The organism is Micromonospora sp. AB353, from assembly GCF_049538395.1.
Classification (GTDB): domain Bacteria; phylum Actinomycetota; class Actinomycetes; order Mycobacteriales; family Micromonosporaceae; genus Micromonospora; species Micromonospora aurantiaca.
Genome location: NZ_JBMVFV010000186.1, coordinates 1 through 764 on the forward strand (window position 1 = coordinate 1; position 764 = coordinate 764).

At 68.2% G+C, this 764-nt stretch carries 1 protein-coding gene; it reads left to right on the forward strand.

Annotated features, from left to right (window positions below):
* Positions 1-71 precede the first annotated feature (71 nt).
* Positions 72-728, forward strand: coding sequence for a C39 family peptidase (locus ACPCK6_RS29605; protein ID WP_423482859.1), 657 nt, complete (start codon positions 72-74; stop codon positions 726-728).
* Positions 729-764 lie beyond the last annotated feature (36 nt).

A 764-nucleotide genomic window follows, 5' to 3' on the forward strand; every position in this document is an offset into this window, starting at 1 on the left:
CCTCAAGACTTTCCCCCTCTCGCGCGGCGTCCCCGCGCCGCGTGATCCCCCATGTCAGGGAGGCAACCATCATGGCTACCACTCTGCTGCGTAAGACCGTTCTGACCGCTGCCGGTATCGCCGCCACCGCCGGAGGTATCGCCGGCCCCGCGATCGCCGCCCACGCCGCCCCGGCCGAGCGCACCGCCCCGATCACCACCGACCGTCAGGGCCACGGCGAGCGGGAACTCGACGTCCGCTACGAGGCCCAGCCCAACTTCTACTTCTGCGGCCCCGCCGCCGCCCGCAACGCCCTGTCCGTGCAGGGCAAGAACATCGACGTGCACGCCATGGCCCGCGAGATGGGCACCACCGAGGCCGGCACCAACAGCATCAACGACATCACCCCCGTACTGAACAAGGAGACCGGCGCCAAGGACGCCTACAAGTCGGTCGAGATCAGCACCCCCAAGGCCGACGACAAGCAGACCGACACGCTTCGCGCCGACGTGGTCAAGACCGTCGACGCCGGCCGGGCCGTGGTCGCCAACATCGCCGGCACCGCCACCGACACCGACGGCACCACCCACTCCTTCGAAGGCGGCCACTACATCAGCGTCATCGGCTACCGCGACAACGGCAAGACCGTCACCATCGCCGACAGCGCCGACCCCAACACCGCCACCTACCGCATGAACATCGACAACCTCGCCGACTGGATCGCCACCCGCGGCTACAGCACCAACTGACCACCCGCCGCACATGCACAGCAAGAACAAGAGCAC

Excerpts from the sequence above, each read along its gene's own strand:
- ACPCK6_RS29605 (WP_423482859.1), top strand. The coding sequence starts at position 72 with ATGGCTACCACTCTGCTGCGTAAGACCGTTCTGACCGCTGCCGGTATC.